This window comes from Duncaniella muris (assembly GCF_003024805.1).
Classification (GTDB): Bacteria; Bacteroidota; Bacteroidia; order Bacteroidales; family Muribaculaceae; genus Duncaniella; species Duncaniella muris.
In genome coordinates this window covers 88,301-101,244 of sequence record NZ_PUEC01000008.1, presented here as the reverse complement: position 1 = coordinate 101,244, position 12,944 = coordinate 88,301, and the positions used below count along the sequence as shown (strand labels likewise).

At 53.7% G+C, this 12,944-nt stretch carries 12 protein-coding genes; 9 read left to right on the top strand and 3 right to left on the bottom strand.

Features of this window, described 5'->3' with window-relative positions:
• The first annotated feature begins 149 nt into the window (after positions 1-149).
• The 4 genes from C5O23_RS05050 to C5O23_RS05035 all read left to right on the top strand — a co-directional run bounded on the left by C5O23_RS05050 (position 150) and on the right by C5O23_RS05035 (position 4,644).
• Positions 150-665 carry an OmpH/Skp family outer membrane protein gene (locus C5O23_RS05050; protein WP_107031855.1) on the top strand — a complete coding sequence of 172 codons (516 nt, stop codon included), beginning with the start codon at positions 150-152 and terminating at the stop codon, positions 663-665.
• Positions 666-785: 120 nt separating this feature from the next.
• Entirely contained in the window at positions 786-1,280 is a 495-nt protein-coding gene (locus tag C5O23_RS05045; protein WP_107031854.1) for an OmpH/Skp family outer membrane protein, read from the top strand.
• 139 nt (positions 1,281-1,419) lie between these two features.
• Positions 1,420-3,333, top strand: a complete 1,914-nt coding sequence (locus tag C5O23_RS05040) for an LptF/LptG family permease (RefSeq protein ID WP_107031853.1) — start codon at positions 1,420-1,422, stop codon at positions 3,331-3,333.
• A 75-nt stretch (positions 3,334-3,408) separates the two neighbouring features.
• Positions 3,409-4,644, top strand: coding sequence for a bifunctional 3,4-dihydroxy-2-butanone-4-phosphate synthase/GTP cyclohydrolase II (locus C5O23_RS05035; protein WP_107031852.1), 1,236 nt, complete (start codon positions 3,409-3,411; stop codon positions 4,642-4,644).
• Here C5O23_RS05035 and C5O23_RS05030 read toward each other — a convergent pair.
• Both C5O23_RS05030 and C5O23_RS05025 read right to left on the bottom strand, forming a co-directional pair.
• On the bottom strand, positions 4,608-5,318 hold the full coding sequence (locus C5O23_RS05030) for a metal ABC transporter ATP-binding protein (RefSeq protein WP_107031851.1): 711 nt from the start codon (positions 5,316-5,318) through the stop codon (positions 4,608-4,610). The two genes, C5O23_RS05035 and C5O23_RS05030, sit on opposite strands and share 37 nt — an antisense overlap.
• Before the next feature lie 49 nt (positions 5,319-5,367).
• Complete coding sequence (locus C5O23_RS05025) at positions 5,368-6,255, bottom strand: metal ABC transporter solute-binding protein, Zn/Mn family (protein ID WP_107031850.1); 888 nt, start codon at positions 6,253-6,255, stop codon at positions 5,368-5,370.
• A gap of 256 nt (positions 6,256-6,511) precedes the next feature.
• On the opposite strand from C5O23_RS05025, the gene C5O23_RS05020 reads away from it, so the two are divergent.
• The 5 genes from C5O23_RS05020 (at position 6,512) to C5O23_RS05000 (ending at position 11,640) form a co-directional block, all read left to right on the top strand.
• Positions 6,512-8,056 carry a glycine--tRNA ligase gene (locus C5O23_RS05020; RefSeq protein WP_107031849.1) on the top strand — a complete coding sequence of 515 codons (1,545 nt, stop codon included), beginning with the start codon at positions 6,512-6,514 and terminating at the stop codon, positions 8,054-8,056.
• A gap of 83 nt (positions 8,057-8,139) precedes the next feature.
• Positions 8,140-8,718 carry a LemA family protein gene (locus tag C5O23_RS05015; RefSeq protein WP_107031864.1) on the top strand — a complete coding sequence of 193 codons (579 nt, stop codon included), beginning with the start codon at positions 8,140-8,142 and terminating at the stop codon, positions 8,716-8,718.
• 64 nt (positions 8,719-8,782) lie between these two features.
• Positions 8,783-9,337, top strand: a complete 555-nt coding sequence (locus C5O23_RS05010; RefSeq protein ID WP_107031848.1) for an FKBP-type peptidyl-prolyl cis-trans isomerase — start codon at positions 8,783-8,785, stop codon at positions 9,335-9,337.
• 37 nt (positions 9,338-9,374) lie between these two features.
• Positions 9,375-10,505 (top strand): tRNA guanosine(34) transglycosylase Tgt, encoded by a 1,131-nt coding sequence (gene tgt / locus C5O23_RS05005; protein WP_107031847.1) that lies wholly within the window; start codon positions 9,375-9,377, stop codon positions 10,503-10,505.
• A 64-nt stretch (positions 10,506-10,569) separates the two neighbouring features.
• Positions 10,570-11,640: an LptF/LptG family permease gene (locus C5O23_RS05000; RefSeq protein WP_369699867.1), complete on the top strand. Its 1,071-nt coding sequence runs from the start codon at positions 10,570-10,572 to the stop codon at positions 11,638-11,640.
• Between the two features lie 135 nt (positions 11,641-11,775).
• Here the strand turns inward: C5O23_RS05000 and C5O23_RS04995 are convergent, their stop codons facing one another.
• Entirely contained in the window at positions 11,776-12,864 is a 1,089-nt protein-coding gene (locus C5O23_RS04995) for a hypothetical protein (protein ID WP_133166506.1), read from the bottom strand.
• Positions 12,865-12,944 lie beyond the last annotated feature (80 nt).

The following is a 12,944-nucleotide window of genomic DNA, read 5'->3' as shown; positions in this document are numbered from 1 at the left end:
AAAAGCATGGGGACTGAACGTTAGTCACGGGTTTTGCCACCCCCTAATCTGCCTTGTTCCATGCTTGTGATGCCTGATATTTGAAGATAAATTTATTCAAAAACATTTAACCGTACAAATGTACGACCCCTAAACAGTCAAATCTGCTTATGAAAAAGATATTTCTGACATTGGCACTGGTCCTTGCATGCTTCGCAGGCGCTTCGGCCCAGAAGTTCGCTCTGGTCGACATGGACTACATTCTCTCCAACGTTCCGGCCTACGAGATGGCCAACGAACAGCTCAACCAGATCTCTCAGCGCTGGCAGAAAGAAGTGGAGTCAGTGGCCAGGGAAGCCGAAACTCTCTACAAAAACTACCAGAATGAAATGGTTTTCCTGACCGATGACCAGAAGAAAAAGAAAGAAGAGGCCATCGTGGCCAAGGAGAAGCAGGCGGCTGAACTGCGCCAGAAATATTTCGGCCCTGACGGCGAGCTCTACAAGAAGCGCCAGTCGCTCATGAAGCCGATCCAGGACGATGTCTACAACGCCGTCAAGAAAGTTTCCGAAGAGCGTGGCTACCAGTGTATATTCGACCGCGCCTCGGCAGCCGACATAATCTTTGCCTCTCCGCGCATTGATGTCTCCAACGAGGTTCTTGAAAAGTTAGGTTATTCCAAATAAAATCCCTATCTTTGCAACGTTTCAGTCGCCCCGGCAGGTTAATTTTATTAAAAATTGCTGAATCCGTCAGGCGCCCGTCATCCGAACCGATAAATATAAATTCAACGCACCAATAAAACGATGATTAAAAAATTTTTGCTCGCAATCATGATTGCGCTTCCCATGAGCGTTTTCGCCCAGAAATTCGGCACCGTCAATACCGCAGAGCTCATGGAATCTCTTCCCGAAATGAAGACCGTACAGGAGCAGATGACCGCTGCTTCTAACAAGTATCAGGACGAATTTTCAAAGCTTCAGGAAGAATTCAACAAGAAATATCAGGAATTCAACGCACTTGATGCAAGCACTCCTGAAACCATCAAGGAACGTCGCGTACAGGAAATGCAGGAACTCGATGCCAAGATCCAGAAGTTCCGCGAGACAGCTGACCAGGATCTCCGCCGCCAGCAGCAGCAGCTCATGGCCCCCATCCAGGAAAACGTCATGAAAGCCATCCAGAGCGTAGGCGCCGAAGGCAACTACACCTTCATCTTCGAGAACGGCATGTCGCTCTACACCGGTACCGATGTGACCGACGTCACTCCCCTCGTGAAAGCCCGTCTCGGCATAAAGTAAGCCTCTGTGCAGAAGCTTCTTATTGGATAAATTCATAATCGTCCGTCATGTTCCCCTCACGCAGTATAACCGCAGGGTGCATGGCGGGCGTTAGCCATTAACCCCGGTTTAAAACAATCACACCACATCAGTCATTGCTATGTTTCGAATCAAGCGCATGGACATCTTCATCCTGCAGAGCTTCGTGCCTCTGTTCATGATGACGTTCTGCATCTGTCTGTTCATAGTTCTGATGCAATTCCTGTGGCGCTACATCGACGATCTTGTCGGCAAAGGTCTCGGAGTTGATGTCATTGCCGAACTTTTTTTCTACGCGGCGCTCACCATGATCCCGATGGCGCTGCCGCTTGCCATCCTGCTCGCCTCGCTGATGACTTTCGGCAATCTCGGCGAGCAATTCGAGCTTACAGCCATGAAGGCCTCCGGCATATCGCTTCTGCGCACTATGGCCCCGCTCATCGTCCTGATGGTCATGATAGCCACCGGAGCCTTTTTCTTTCAGAACAACGTGCTTCCTGTGGCCCAGACCAAGATGTGGACCCTCCTTTACTCCATGAGGCAGAAATCGCCCGAACTGGAGATACCTGAAGGCGTTTTCTACGATCAGATTCCCGGCTACAACCTTTTTGTCCAGGAGAAAAACCGCGACACCGGTGTGCTCTACGAGATGATGATCTATGACGTCTCCAAAGGCTTTGAAAACTCATCGATCATTCTGGCTGACTCAGGCAAGATGTCGATCACGCCTGACAAGACCCACCTCTTCCTGCGCCTGTGGAACGGCGAATCGTTTGAAAACATCCGCGATGCCGGCGCCTCAAACATGCGCAATGTCCCCTATCGCCGCGAGTCCTTCAGCCAGAAAGACATCATGCTGAAGTTCGACGCCAATTTCAACCGAATGGACGAGCAGGGCATGCGCAGCCAGTACGTAGGCAAGAACATGACCGAGCTCCAGGCATCTATCGACTCCATGAGCCATCGCGTCGACTCGATCGGCGACATCTACGGCACTGCCCTCCGCGAGTATCCCTACATGGGTCTGCGCCGCTACGACTCTAAGACCGACAACGAGGGCCGCCACTATAAGCTCCGCCGCCCCGACGTGGCGCTCGCCCGGCCCGTGGATGTCGACTCCGTGTTCCGCGGATCATCTTCAGGCGTGCGCATCAACTACCTCTCGCAGGCACTCTCAAAGGCCGAGCGCACTCTGGAGGAATACAAATACAAGAGCCAGACAATGGCCGAAGAACAGAAGCTCATCCGCCGCCATGCCATAGAACTGCAGAAGAAGTTCACCCTCTCGTTTGCCTGCGTGATTTTCTTCTTCATCGGAGCGCCTCTCGGTGCCATCATCCGCAAAGGCGGACTGGGCACACCGCTGGTGATCTCGGTGTTTCTCTTCATCTTCTACTACATCATTGACAACATGGGCTACAAATTTGCCCGCGACGGCAAATGGGAAGTCTGGGAAGGCATGTGGCTGAGTGCCGCCGTGCTCCTGCCCCTTGGCATATTCTTCACCTACAAGGCTGTCAATGACTCAGCCGTATTCAACAAAGATGCCTATCTCAACTTCTTCCGCCGCTTCTTCGGAGTCAGCGAGGTGCGCCATGTGGAGATGAAAGAGCTTGTCATGGCTGAAGTCGATCCCAAGGTGGCCGTCGAACGCCTTGCGGCGCTCAAGGCCGAGACTGCCGCCTATCTCTCTCATAATCCTGAAAAGCAGTCATATGCCGACTACTGGACCCGCGGCTATGACCGTGACAGTCTCCACCGCCTGCGTGACAACATCGAGGCTACTGTGGAATATCTCTCCAACTCGCGTGAGAAGTTAGTGGTGCTCAAACTCATGGACATGCCTATTCTCCGCAGCCTCTGGTTTCAGCAGCCCTCGCGCCGCACCTGGCTGTCGCGCCTGATGATCGTGCTGTTTCCCGCCGGTGTGCCTGTGTGGCTCTACGGACGCAAGACTCAGACCGACCTGCGCGCGGAGCTTGCCACTGTCAACAAAGTGGCCGATGAACTCATTAAACTTATTGACAAGGATTGACGGAGGTTGCTGAAAACGCTCCCGGAATCCGCCTCCCCCCCTCTGATACAATCATAAATTACCTGAAATAAAATCATGGATAATATAAAGTTAGACCGTATAGAAGACGCGATTGCCGACTTCCGCGAAGGCAAGTTCGTGATAGTTGTCGATGATGAGGATCGCGAGAACGAGGGCGATCTGATAATTGCAGCTGAGAAAGTGACCGCTGATCATGTCAATTTCATGATCACCAACGCCCGCGGAGAACTCTGTTCGCCGCTTTCGCTCTCGCGCTGTCGCGAGCTTGGCCTCAGCCGTCAGGTCGAGGACAACACTTCGATGCTCGGAACACCCTTCACCGTGACGGTTGACTTGCTCCCTGGCTGCACCACCGGAGTCTCGGCCCATGACCGCGCCGCGACAATCCGCGCGCTTGCCGATCCGGCTTCCACTCCTGATATGTTCGGCCGTCCGGGCCACGTCCATCCGCTCTATGCCCAGGATGCCGGAGTGCTCCGACGTTCCGGCCATACGGAAGCCGCCATTGACCTTGCGCGCCTTGCCGGCCTGCAGCCAGCGGCCTCGCTGATAGAGATTCTCAATGAAGACGGTACGATGGCCCGCCTGCCTCAGCTGCGCCGCAAGGCCGACGAGTGGGGACTGAAGCTGGTGTCGATCCGTGATCTCATTGCCTATCGCCTGCAGAAAGAATCGCTGGTGGAGGAGGGTGTGGAGGTCGACATGCCTACAGCCTACGGCCATTTCCGTCTGATACCTTTCCGCCAGAAGAGCAACGGACTGGAGCACATCGCGCTCATTAAGGGCGATGTCAGCGGCTCAGATCCGGTGCTTGTCAGAGTTCACTCCTCATGTGCCACAGGCGACATTTTCGGTTCGATGCGCTGCGACTGCGGAGAGCAGCTCCACAAAGCCATGCAGCTTATCGAAAAAGAAGGCCGCGGAGCCATCGTCTATCTCAATCAGGAAGGCCGCGGTATTGGGCTGATGGAAAAAATCAGAGCCTACAAGCTTCAGGAAGAAGGTCTTGACACCGTAGACGCCAATCTCCATCTCGGCCACAAAGCCGACGAGCGCGACTATGGCGTAGGCGCACAGATTCTCCGCAAACTCGGCATAGAGAAAATGCGTCTGATCACCAACAACCCTGTCAAGCGTATCGGCCTGGAAGGCTATGGTCTTGAAGTAGTGGAAAATGTGGGCATAGAGATAGCCCCCAACAGATATAACCTGCGCTACATGCTCACCAAGCAGCAGCGCATGGGCCATGCGCTTCACATGGACGATCCGTCATCGTCGTCGCAGTCGTAATGCACCTGATGGTGGCTTGAATGACATTCGGTCAGCCGGTGGTCTATTATCAGATGCCGGTTGGCCATTCCTGCTATTGTCGACATCTCGTGAGAGACGAGCAGCAGGGTAGTGGAGTGTGAGAGTTCGGCCACAAGATCGTAGATATAATGCTCGAAGCGCTTGTCGACATAGCTCAGAGGCTCGTCAAGCACCAGTACCCGCGGCCTGGCTATGATGGCCCGGCCTAAAAGCGCGCGCTGGAGCTGTCCGCCTGACAGGTTGCCGATGGTCTGCGACGAATGGTTTTCGAGGCCCATCAGCTTTGTGACCTCGCTGACTCTGCGGCGCATCTCCTCCTTGCCGGGCGATTCGGCTATGAGTCCTGAGGCGATGACCTCCTCCACGCTGATAGGGAAGCGGGAGTCTATCATGTTTTTTTGCGGAAGGTAGCCGATCGAAAGATCATCGACGGCTTTTCCGTGGCGGAAGTAGGTAACGGAGCCGCTTGTGGGCTTGAGAAGGCGCAGCAATATGCGCAGCAGGGTTGTCTTGCCGCCGCCGTTGGGGCCTGTGATGGCTATGAAATCTCCGCGGTGCACATCGAAGTTGATGTCTTCAAGTGCAATCTTGTCATCCCATTTTTTGCAGATATCGCGGAGTGATATGATGATTTCCTTTTCCTTGTTTTCCATGACGGGTGTGAAAATTCTGTGAGAATCATGCAGAAAGACTGGGCGGGTGTCAATCGGCTGTAATGGCGTCTGTTATCGCACACATTTCAGCCTCCCAGTCATAGGAGAGCGGATTGATGCTGACCTTGCGCAGGCCGAGCTGGTCACTGAGCACTTCGGCCTGACGGCTGTCAAGATCTTTCTGGTAGAAGAATATGCTGGCCGAATGGCTGTCAGCGTGGTCAATCGTTTTGCGGAGCATGGTCAGGGAACTTTCCTTGTTCTCGGCGTTTCCTGCAGTGATCTGTTCCAGTCCGTAGTCACGGGCGAAATAGCTGAGCGAGGGGTGCCATACCATGAAATGCTCTCCCGCATGTGATGCGAGACGGCTCTCGAAGTCGCGGTCAAGCGAGTCGAGCCGCTGGGCGAAGCGCTCATAGTTGCGACGGTAGTAATCCTTGTTCGAGGGGTCAATCTTTACCATCGCGTCGAGCATGTTTCTTACAATTATTTTTGCATTTTTGACGGAGGTCCAGGTGTGGGGGTCGATTTCCTCATGATGCACTGCGCCGTGACCGTGACCGTGGCTGTGGGTACCGGTCACCGGGACCACCCCCTCCGAGGTGTTGAATATAGGCAGTTCGGGGTCTTCCTGGCGAATCTTGTCGAGAAGCGCGGCCTCGAAACCGATATTGCCCATGCGCAGAAAGCCGATTGACTTGCGGAGATTCATTATATGGGTCAGCGACGGATCGTAGTTTTCCGGATTGGCGCCGTTGGCTATCAGAGTTCTGATGTCTACCTTGTCGCCGGTGATCTGTTCGAGCATATATTTCTGCGGCTCGATGCTGACGGTGACTATCGGGGTCTCGGCGGGAGCAGCCGAGCAGGCGGTCAGGAGCCATATGAGTCCCCCGATCGCAATGGTCAATATTGATATGTTTATTGTGGTTTTCATGAATCCGGATATGTGTACAGTATATTAAACAATCATCCCGCATTTTGGTGCAGAGTATAATATTTTTGCAAATATAAGCATTTTTTAGCAGTTAAAGGGTGCCTGTTAAGAATATTTTTCATTTTTGCCGCTTTTGGCGAATATCAGCCCCAAAGCAGCCATTGTCTGCAAGGCATTTTGAATTGAAAATGGGCCTGAGACAGAGAGGAGTCGGAAATTTTTACTATCTTTGCAACTTCTAAAACAATCTCAAAAAATGGCAACACAAGACGAAGTTTTCAAAAAGATAGTAAGCCATGCCAAAGAATATGGCTTCGTGTTTCAGTCAAGCGAAATTTATGACGGTCTCTCGGCGGTCTATGACTACGGCCAGAACGGCGTTGAGCTCAAGAACAACATCAAGCGCTACTGGTGGGATTCGATGACGCTGCTTCATGAGAATATCGTGGGTATCGACTCCGCTATTTTCATGCACCCGACCATCTGGAAAGCTTCGGGCCATGTGGATGCCTTCAATGACCCCCTGATTGACAACCGCGACTCCAAGAAGCGCTACCGCGCCGATGTGCTCATCGAAGAGCAGATCGCCAAGATCGAAGACAAGATCGAAAAGGAAGTGGCCAAAGCCGCCAAACGTTTCGGCGAGTCATTCGACGCAGACATGTTCCGTCAGACCAACGGCCGTGTGCTTGAATATCAGGCCAAGCGCGACGCTCTCCACGAACGTTTTGCAAAGGCTATGAACGACGGCGATCTTGACGAACTCCGCGCAATCATCATCGACGAGGAGATCGTATGCCCCATCTCAGGGACCAAGAACTGGACAGAGGTGCGTCAGTTCAACCTCATGTTCAAAACCGAAATGGGCTCTACTGCTGACGGCGCAATGACCGTCTACCTGCGTCCGGAGACAGCCCAGGGCATCTTTGTCAACTATCTCAACGTGCAGAAGACCGGCCGCATGCGCATCCCATTCGGTATCGCTCAGATTGGCAAGGCCTTCCGTAACGAGATTGTGGCCCGCCAGTTCATCTTCCGCATGAGAGAGTTCGAACAGATGGAAATGCAGTTTTTCGTGCGCCCCGGCTCGGAAATGGAATGGTTCAAGACCTGGAAAGAATTCCGTCTGCGCTGGCACAAGGCTCTCGGCCTCGGCGATGAAAAATACCGCTACCACGACCACGAAAAGCTGGCCCACTATGCCAACGCCGCCACTGACATCGAATTCCAGATGCCGTTCGGCTTCAAGGAAGTGGAAGGTATCCACTCCCGAACCAACTTCGACCTCTCGCAGCATGAGAAGTTCTCCGGCAAGAAAATCCAGTATTTCGATCCGGAGCTCAATGAAAGCTACACACCCTATGTGATCGAGACCTCTATCGGCGTTGACCGCATGTTTCTCAGCGTGCTCTGCTCAGCCTATGAGGAGCAGGAACTCGAAGGCGGCGACAAGCGAGTGGTGCTCCACCTGCCCGCTCCCCTCGCTCCTGTCAAGTGTGCCGTGATGCCTTTGGTGCGCAAGGACGGTCTGCCTGACAAGGCCCGCGAGATCGTCAACGAACTTAAGTTCGACTTCTCCACCCACTATGAGGAAAAAGACTCGATCGGCAAGCGCTACCGCCGTCAGGATGCCATCGGCACCCCGTTCTGCATTACCGTTGACCACCAGACTCTTGAAGACAACACTGTCACCCTCCGCGAACGTGACTCAATGGAGCAGAAGCGCGTCAGGATTGAAGATCTTCACTCGCTCATCCACTCTCAGGTGTCGCTCAACGCGCTTCTCCGCAAGCTCGCCTGACCAGGAGCTGGCCCAGGCTTGCGAAAACAGATTACACATCCTTTGAAAAAAACAACTCTTTCCCCACTTAATAGATAATGAAAATGAAGTTTCTGAAACATCTGATACTCGCCGTCATGATGATGCCGCTGTTCTCTTCATGCAACTACAACTCGCTTGTAGAGAAAAACCAGCAGGTAGAGCAGTCATGGGCTGAAGTGCAGAACCAGTATCAGCGCCGTTCTGACCTGATTCCCAATCTTGTGGCCACAGTGAAAGGCTATGCCACTCACGAAAGCGAGACCCTTGAGAAGGTGACCCAGGCCCGCGCGGCCGCCACATCGGTCAATATCAATGCCGAGGAACTCAACGAGGAGACTCTCGCCAAGTTTCAGGAGGCACAGAACCAGCTCACAGGCGCGCTGAAATCGCTCCTGGCTGTCAGCGAGGCCTATCCCGATCTGAAAGCTAACGAGAATTTCCGCGATTTGCAGGTGCAGCTTGAAGGCACTGAAAACCGTATAGCGACCGCCCGCGGCCGCTACACCCAGACCGTAGCCGACTACAACACCTCGATAAAGAAGTTTCCCACGAACATCTATGCCGGATGGTTCGGATTCGAACCCCAGCCCCAGTTCAAGGCTGACGACGCCGCCCAGCGTGCTCCGGAAGTGAAATTCTAAGGCATCCTCTGAGGAGGATAGTTTAGAGAACAGGTGTTCTATAATAAAAGTCTAAAAAAAATCTATGCGAAAGCTTTTTCAAACCATAGTGTGCGTATTGCTTACAGGCGCAGCCTTTGTGGCCTGCAACGATGACAACACTTGGGAAGACTATTCCGAATGGCGCGAGGCAAACGTGGCGTTCTATGACGAGCAGCGCTTTGCAATGGGGCCTGACGGAAACATATACCAGACGCTGACTCCGGCATGGAACACTTCGGCCAACGTGCTGATCCGTTACCTCAATGACCGCAGCAAGACAGTAGGCAACCTCTCGCCGATGCTGAACTCGACTGTCGACGTGAAATATATAGGACGTCTCTACAATGACGTGCCTTTTGACTCGTCGTATCTTCAGACAGCGTCATACGGCGACAGCCTTTTCCGCACACAGCCCTCAAGCGTGATCCAGGGATGGACCATCGCACTGCTTGACATGCGTGTGGGCGACAGCGCCCGTGTGGTGATCCCCTACAATCTCGGCTACGGCTCGTCAGGTTCGGGTGTCATACCCCCCTATTCAACTCTGGTGTTTGACATGAAGCTGGTCGACATACCTTTCTTTGAGGTGCGTCCCTGATCACCGGCTCTGAATCATTCACAAATCAGAATCAGCAATGGATTTCAAGTTAGAAGCTACCGCTCCCGGCACGGCCGCCCGCGCCGGTCTGATCACTACTGACCACGGCGAGATCCGCACTCCGATTTTCATGCCCGTAGGGACAGTCGGCAGTGTCAAGGCTGTGCATCAGCGCGAACTGCGCGAGGATGTGAAGGCCCAGATCATTCTCGGCAATACATATCATCTCTATCTGCGCCCCGGCATCGAGATTCTCGAAAAGGCCGGCGGTCTGCACAAGTTCAACGGATGGGACCGCCCGATTCTGACCGACAGCGGCGGTTTTCAGGTGTTTTCGCTCTCGGCCAACAGAAAGCTGACCGAAGAGGGCGCATGGTTCCGCTCTCACATTGACGGATCGAAGCACCTGTTCACTCCGGAAAAGGTGGTAGACATAGAGCGTTCGATCGGTGCCGACATCATGATGGCGCTTGACGAATGCCCTCCGGGCACAGCCGAGCGCTCATATGCCCGCAAGTCACTTGATCTTACCCACCGCTGGCTTGCCCGCGGATGGAAGCGCTACAAGGAAACTGAAGGCAAGTATGGCTACAGCCAGGCTTATTTCCCGATTGTGCAGGGTGTGACATATCCCGATCTGCGCCGCGAGTCGGCTAAGTTCGTGGCCGATCTCGGAGCCGACGGAAATGCCATCGGCGGTCTTGCCGTAGGCGAGCCGGCCGAGGTGATGTATGAGATGATCGAGGTGGTCAATGACATTCTGCCCGCAGACCGTCCGCGTTATCTGATGGGCGTAGGCACTCCGGCCAATATACTTGAGGCGATTGACCGCGGCGTTGATATGATGGACTGCGTGATGCCTACCCGCAACGGTCGCAACGGCATGCTCTTCACCCGCCACGGCATCATGAACATGCGCAACCGCAAGTGGGCCGATGATTTCTCTCCGCTGCAGGAAGACGGTCCGAGCTATGTCGACACAGCCTACACCAAGGCCTATGTGCGCCATCTCTTCATAGCCGATGAGATTCTCGCCATGCAGATAGCCTCGATCCATAACCTTGCGTTCTATCTTTGGCTCGTTGAAGAAGCCCGCCGCCATATCATGGCCGGTGATTTCAGCAGCTGGAAGCGCGAGATGCTTGAGTGTGTGACCCGCAGGCTCTGACCGTGGCCACACTCTGACAGAGTTTTTTCTCAGCCATGTCTGATTTCTTTGAATATCTGAAGTTTTGAAAATACTTGACTGGTATATAATCCGCAAATTTCTCGGTACTTACGTGTTTGCCATTATGCTCATTCTGGCGATCACGGTGATGTTTGACATCAACGAAAAGCTTGATGCCTTCCTGAAAGCGCCCCTGAAAGCCACGGTGTTTGACTATTTTCTGAACTTCCTGCCTTACTTTGCCAATCAGTTCAGTCCGCTATTCACTTTTATCGCGGTGATTTTCTTCACTTCCAAGCTGGCCGACAATTCCGAGATCATAGCCATGCTGTCGACCGGAATGAGCTATAGGCGTCTGCTGAGACCCTATCTTGTGAGTGCGACTGTCATCGCCGCGGCCACATATATGCTGAGCGCCTATATCATCCCTCCGGCCAATGTCAAGCGAATAGAATATACCAACACCTATGTGAAAAACAAGCGTGTGGATTTCGGTTCGAACATACAGCTGCAGGTGGCCAAAGGCGAGATCGCATACATGCAGTCGTTCAACAATTCACAGAAGACGGGCTACAAGTTCTCGCTCGAATCATTCGAGGACAAGAAGCTTGTTTCGCGTCTGACGGCGCAGACCATCAAGTGGGACACGCTCCACAACTGGACCGTGCGTGACTATATGATCCGCGATTTCGACGGCCAGCGCGAGACGATCCGCCGCGGTTCACGTCTGGATACCATAATTCCAATCGAGCCGCGTGACTTCCTGATATCTAAGAATGACCATGAGACCATGACCTCGCCGGCCTTGCGTGAGTACATCTCGCGCCAGAAGGAGAGGGGAGTGGCCAACATAAAGTCATTCGAGATTGAAAACCACAAGCGCTATGCCATGACGGCGGCTGCGTTTATTCTTACCGTCATCGGCATGTCGCTGTCATCGCGCAAGATCAAGGGGGGCATGGGTGTCAATATCGGCATCGGGCTCGTGTTGAGTTTCAGTTATATCCTGTTCATGACAGTGACCTCGACCTTTGCGATCTCAGGCTACACTTCGCCAATGGTGGCAATGTGGATTCCGAATATACTCTATACGATTATCGCTCTTGTATTATATTATAAGGTGTCGCACCAGTAGGAGCTTCGGGGGGCGAGGTTGCTGAGGCGCTCCTTGGAATATGGCTCTTAATCCGGTGTCTGAAAAATCAACCGAGGCTCCACGGTGACTGCTGCCGTGGAGCCTCGGTTGATTTTTTGGTGTGTGGGGGGTGGATCAGAGTCCGTAGGTGAGGGTGGTGAGGTAGCGGAGACGTCCGTTCATTGTATTTGAACCGAAGGAGAGGGTGATGTAACCGTTGTTGCCTCCGAACCATGTGGCTCCGATGGAACCGGGGGTGTTGCTGACCGAGACAGGCATGCCGTAGGTGGCTACAAGTGAATTGTAGACATTGTTGTAGCGGGCAAGGTCGTAGCGTGGAGTTGAATAGTAGAATGACGATGCGTCAAGTCCGTGAGTTCCATAATAGAGGGCTCCATCGGTCCATACGTAGTTCATGGCGCTGACGTTGCGCAGGTAGACGATGTCGTTGGTGTATCCGTCGACGTTGTAGCCTGACGAGAGCAGGTAGTCAAGCGAGATGTTGATGGCACTGCCGAATGTAAGGCCGAGAATGCCGCGGATCACAGGGATGCGTCCGGCCGGTCTCCAGCCGCGAGGCGGCATTGGACGGTGGTGTGGACGGGCCATGACAGGGCGGTAGGGGCGATGGGGTGGCGCTACATGGGGTGGCCGTGGCGCGGGATGGTGGCCGATGCCGGGACGGTGGCCGTTGTTACCGGGACGATGGTTGTTGCCGTTTCCGATGCCGGGACGGTGGCCGTTGTTACCGGGGCGATGGTTGTTGCCGTTTCCGATGCCGGGACGGTGACCGTTGTTACCGGGACGATGGTTGTTGCCGTTTCCGATGCCGGGACGGTGACCGTTGTTACCGGGACGATGGTTGTTGCCGTTTCCGATGCCGGGACGGTGACCGTTGTTACCGGGACGATGGTTGTTGCCGTTTCCGATGTTTGGACGGCCGTTGTTGTCGGGACGATGGTTGTTGCCGCCGTTGGCCGGGGTTATATCAGGGCGTCGGTTGGTGGGGCGTGAGGAGTTCGGGCGAGTATTGTGAGAGGATGAGTGCCCTCCGCGGTTGTTGCTGCTGTTGTTCTTATGGCTTCCTCGCGGAGAAGATGTACGCTCGGTACGGTTTCCGCGACCTTCACGGCTTTCACGGCTGCGGCTCTGGGCTTCCATGCATGGAATGGAGAGAATGATGGCAAGCAGTGCGATTGACAGGGTTTGTAAGATTCTTCTCATGACTGTAAAAAAATAAATGGTGAGAATGTCGCTATATTGAATTAGAACAATCTCACCATTTAAGGTTTAGGCGGCTTATG

What these genes read in the sequence shown, in the direction of transcription:
- C5O23_RS05040 (WP_107031853.1), top strand. Translation starts at nt 1,420, where the DNA reads ATGTTTCGAATCAAGCGCATGGACATCTTCATCCTGCAGAGCTTCGTG.
- C5O23_RS05045 (WP_107031854.1), top strand. Translation starts at nt 786, where the DNA reads ATGATTAAAAAATTTTTGCTCGCAATCATGATTGCGCTTCCCATGAGC.
- C5O23_RS05020 (WP_107031849.1), top strand. Translation starts at nt 6,512, where the DNA reads ATGGCAACACAAGACGAAGTTTTCAAAAAGATAGTAAGCCATGCCAAA.
- C5O23_RS05035 (WP_107031852.1), top strand. Translation starts at nt 3,409, where the DNA reads ATGGATAATATAAAGTTAGACCGTATAGAAGACGCGATTGCCGACTTC.
- tgt (WP_107031847.1), top strand. Translation starts at nt 9,375, where the DNA reads ATGGATTTCAAGTTAGAAGCTACCGCTCCCGGCACGGCCGCCCGCGCC.
- C5O23_RS05025 (WP_107031850.1), bottom strand. Translation starts at nt 6,255, where the DNA reads ATGAAAACCACAATAAACATATCAATATTGACCATTGCGATCGGGGGA.
- C5O23_RS05050 (WP_107031855.1), top strand. Translation starts at nt 150, where the DNA reads ATGAAAAAGATATTTCTGACATTGGCACTGGTCCTTGCATGCTTCGCA.
- C5O23_RS04995 (WP_133166506.1), bottom strand. Translation starts at nt 12,864, where the DNA reads ATGAGAAGAATCTTACAAACCCTGTCAATCGCACTGCTTGCCATCATT.
- C5O23_RS05015 (WP_107031864.1), top strand. Translation starts at nt 8,140, where the DNA reads ATGAAGTTTCTGAAACATCTGATACTCGCCGTCATGATGATGCCGCTG.
- C5O23_RS05030 (WP_107031851.1), bottom strand. Translation starts at nt 5,318, where the DNA reads ATGGAAAACAAGGAAAAGGAAATCATCATATCACTCCGCGATATCTGC.
- C5O23_RS05010 (WP_107031848.1), top strand. Translation starts at nt 8,783, where the DNA reads ATGCGAAAGCTTTTTCAAACCATAGTGTGCGTATTGCTTACAGGCGCA.